Below are 3,404 nucleotides of genomic sequence, written 5' to 3'. Positions count from 1 at the left end.
CGCGTTCTCAGCGCGCGAGAGCGGCGCGCGCTGCCTGCAGCTTGGCGAAATCCTCGCCTGCGTGATGCGACGAGCGCGTCAGCGGGCTTGCGGAGACCATCAGGAAGCCCTTGGTATAGGCGACCTTCTCATAGCCGCTGAACTCATCGGGCGTGACGTAACGCGACACCACGTGATGCTTGCGGGTCGGCTGCAGATACTGGCCGATGGTCAGGAAGTCTATATCGGCGGAGCGCATGTCGTCCATCACCTGCAGCACCTCGTGGCGCTCCTCCCCGAGGCCAACCATGATGCCGGACTTGGTGAAGATGGTCGGGTCGAGTTCCTTGACCTTCTGCAGCAGGCGGAGCGAATGGAAGTAGCGCGCACCGGGCCGCACCGTGAGATAGCGCGACGGAACGGTCTCGAGATTGTGGTTGAACACGTCCGGCTTGGCCGCGACGACGACTTCAAGAGCGCCCGGCTTGCGCAGGAAGTCCGGCGTCAGGATTTCGATGGTGGTTGTCGGGCACGCCGCGCGGATGGCGCGAATCGTCTGCGCGAAATGCTCGGCGCCGCCATCGGCGAGATCGTCGCGGTCCACCGACGTGATGACCACATGATGCAGGCCGAGTTTGCGGACGGCTTCGGCGACATGGGCAGGCTCCAGCGCGTCGAGTGCGCCGGGGATGCCGGTCTTGACGTTGCAGAATGCGCAGGCCCGGGTGCAGGTATCCCCCATGATCATGAAGGTCGCATGCTTCTTCTGCCAGCATTCGCCGATATTCGGGCAGCCGGCCTCCTCGCACACGGTGACGAGGCCGTTTTCCTTGACGATCTTGCGAGTGTCCCCGTAGCCACGGCTGGTCGGCGCGCGAACCCGGATCCAGTCCGGCTTCGGCGGCGAGACCGAATCCGGCCGATTCACTTTTTCAGGGTGACGCGGGCGGAGCGGTGTGGTGGAGACGGTATCGAGGACGACGACCATGAACTGTCCGTTCTGAGTGAAGCCTTAGGTAATCCGCCGGGCCCTGTCCTGCAACCCGCCCTCGCCTTGCCCGGCTCTGCATCATAACATAGCGGGCAGAATGGCTCCAAAACCTCACCAAATCCCTCAAAAGCTCGGCAAGGCACTCAAACGCAGCTTTTTTGCGCGGAGTGTGCACGATGTGGCTCCCGAACTGATCGGCGCGACGCTCCTGGTGGATGGCGTCGGTGGCGAGATCGTCGAGGTCGAGGCCTATCATCACACCGAGCCCGCGGCCCATTCCTTCAATGGACCGACGCCGCGCAACCAGATCATGTTCGGGCCGCCCGGCTTTGCCTATGTCTACCGCTCCTACGGCATCCACTGGTGCGTGAACTTCGTCTGCGAGGCCGAGGGGGCGGCCAGCGCTGTGCTGATCCGGGCACTGCAGCCGACCTTCGGGATTGGCGAGATGCAGCTGCGGCGCGGGCTGCAGGATGAGCGCATGCTGTGTTCCGGACCTGGCAAGGTCTGCCAGGCGCTCGGCATCAGCATCGCCCATAACGGGCTGGCGCTGGACAAGCCGCCGATCGCCATTCATGCGCGAACGGAGGCGCCGGACGTCGTCGCCGGCATCCGCATCGGTATCACCAAGGCGGTCGAGCTGCCGTGGCGGTATGGGGTGCGCGGGTCGAAGTATCTCAGCAAGCCGTTTCCGCGGGTGTGAGCCGCGGGATGGGTAGCGCGTCTTCGCGAAACCCGTCACCCACATGCGCGAAAGAGATGGGTTTCGCTGCGCTCAACCCATCCTACGGTCAAACTCACACCGCGTTCTTGAGACGCTCCAGCGCTTCCAGCGTCTTGGCCTTGCGGGCCTCGGCTGCCTCGCGCTTCTCGCGCTCTTCCTCGACGATTTCTTCCGCCGCATTGGCGACGAACTTCTCGTTCGAAAGCTTGGCGTCAGCGCGCTTGATGTCGGCTTCGGCTTTCGCAAGCTCCTTGTCGAGGCGCGTCTTCTCGGCGCCGAGATCGATGACGCCCTTCAACGGCAGTGCTGCGACTTCGCCGCGGATCAGGAGCTGCACGGCGCCCTGCGGCGCGACATCGGCGAAGGATATATCGCCGAGACGCGCCAGGCGCTTCACCACATCGCTCCAACGTTGAGCGCGGGCCTGAGTTTCCGCAGACGCTCCGGCCAGCACCAGTGGCGTCAATGTCGCCGGCACGATGTTCATCTCGGCACGCACCGAACGAACCTCCGTCACCAGATCGATGACCCAGCCGATTTCGGCTTCGGCGGCGTCATCCTTGAAGTCGGCGACCGGTTCGGGATCGCCCATCAGGATCGGTGCGACGATCGGATCGCTCGCGGCGGTCGCGATGATCAGGGCTTCCTGCTCGCGCGTCAGACCGCTCGCTTTGCGGGACCATGGTGCCAGCGCCAGCAGACCATCGCGTGGCGCGGTGACTGCCCAGAGCTCCTCCGTGATGAACGGCATGAACGGATGCAGCAGCTTCAGGATCTCGTCGCGGGCCCAGGCGACCATCGCGCGGGTCTCGGTCTTGGCCGGGCCGTCCTCGCCCATCATGAACGGCTTGGCGAGCTCGAGATACCAGTCGCAATACACGTTCCAGACGAAGCGATAGGCCGCGCCCGCCGCATCGTTGAAACGATAGGCTTCGATGGCTTCAGTGACTTCGCGCGTGGCCTTCACGGTCTCATGCGCGATCCAGCGGTTGAGCACTTCCTTGGCTTTGGTCGGATCGAAGCCCGCCGGCAGCACGCACTCGTTCATCTCGGCGAAGCGGCAGGCATTCCAGAGCTTGGTTGCGAAGTTGCGATAGCCCTCGACGCGCTGGGTCGCGAGCTTGATGTCGCGGCCCTGCGCGGCCATGGCGGCCAGCGTGAAGCGCAGCGCATCGGCGCCGTACTGGTCGATCAGGTTCAAGGGATCTATGACGTTGCCCTTCGACTTCGACATCTTGGCGCCCTTCTCGTCGCGGACGAGGGCGTGGATGTAGACGGTCGGGAATGGCACTTCTTTCTTGAAATGCATGCCCATCATCATCATCCGGGCGACCCAGAAGAAGATGATATCGAAGCCGGTGACCAGCACATTGGTCGGATAGTAACGATCGACGTCGACCGAGCTTTGCGGCCAGCCGAGCGTCGAGAACGGCCACAGCGCCGATGAGAACCAGGTATCGAGCACGTCCTCGTCGCGGGTGATGAAGCCGGCGCGCAGGTCGGGATCGAGCGCCATGTCATGACCCTGCTCTTCCGTGATGACTTCCTGCTCGACGTAGTAGCCGAGCGCATTCGCGACGGCTTCCTCTTCGGTCTCGGCGACGAACACCTTGCCGTCCGGACCGTACCAGGCCGGGATCTGATGGCCCCACCACAGCTGGCGCGAGATGCACCACGGCTGGATGTTCTCCATCCACTCGTAATAGGTCT

Annotated in this window: 3 protein-coding genes; 1 reads left to right on the top strand and 2 read right to left on the bottom strand. The window is 63.7% G+C overall.

Annotated elements, in window-relative coordinates; translation table 11 throughout:
• Positions 1-7 precede the first annotated feature (7 nt).
• Entirely contained in the window at positions 8-967 is a 960-nt protein-coding gene (gene lipA / locus ACEK02_RS29830) for a lipoyl synthase (protein WP_371425051.1), read from the bottom strand.
• A gap of 100 nt (positions 968-1,067) precedes the next feature.
• On the opposite strand from lipA, the gene ACEK02_RS29825 reads away from it, so the two are divergent.
• On the top strand, positions 1,068-1,673 hold the full coding sequence (locus ACEK02_RS29825; protein ID WP_371425050.1) for a DNA-3-methyladenine glycosylase: 606 nt from the start codon (positions 1,068-1,070) through the stop codon (positions 1,671-1,673).
• A gap of 94 nt (positions 1,674-1,767) precedes the next feature.
• Here the strand turns inward: ACEK02_RS29825 and ACEK02_RS29820 are convergent.
• Positions 1,768-3,404: class I tRNA ligase family protein (locus ACEK02_RS29820; protein ID WP_371425049.1), on the bottom strand; the 1,637-nt coding region annotated here is incomplete at its 5' end.

The organism is Tardiphaga sp. (genome assembly GCF_041424195.1).
Taxonomy (GTDB): Bacteria; Pseudomonadota; Alphaproteobacteria; order Rhizobiales; family Xanthobacteraceae; genus Tardiphaga.
The sequence above is the reverse complement of the archived record's forward strand: the minus strand, read 5'-3'. Positions and strand labels throughout refer to the sequence as shown.

Coding starts and splice junctions, on each gene's coding strand:
- lipA (WP_371425051.1), bottom strand. CDS start 967: ATGGTCGTCGTCCTCGATACCGTCTCCACCACACCGCTCCGCCCGCGT.
- ACEK02_RS29825 (WP_371425050.1), top strand. CDS start 1,068: ATGGCTCCAAAACCTCACCAAATCCCTCAAAAGCTCGGCAAGGCACTC.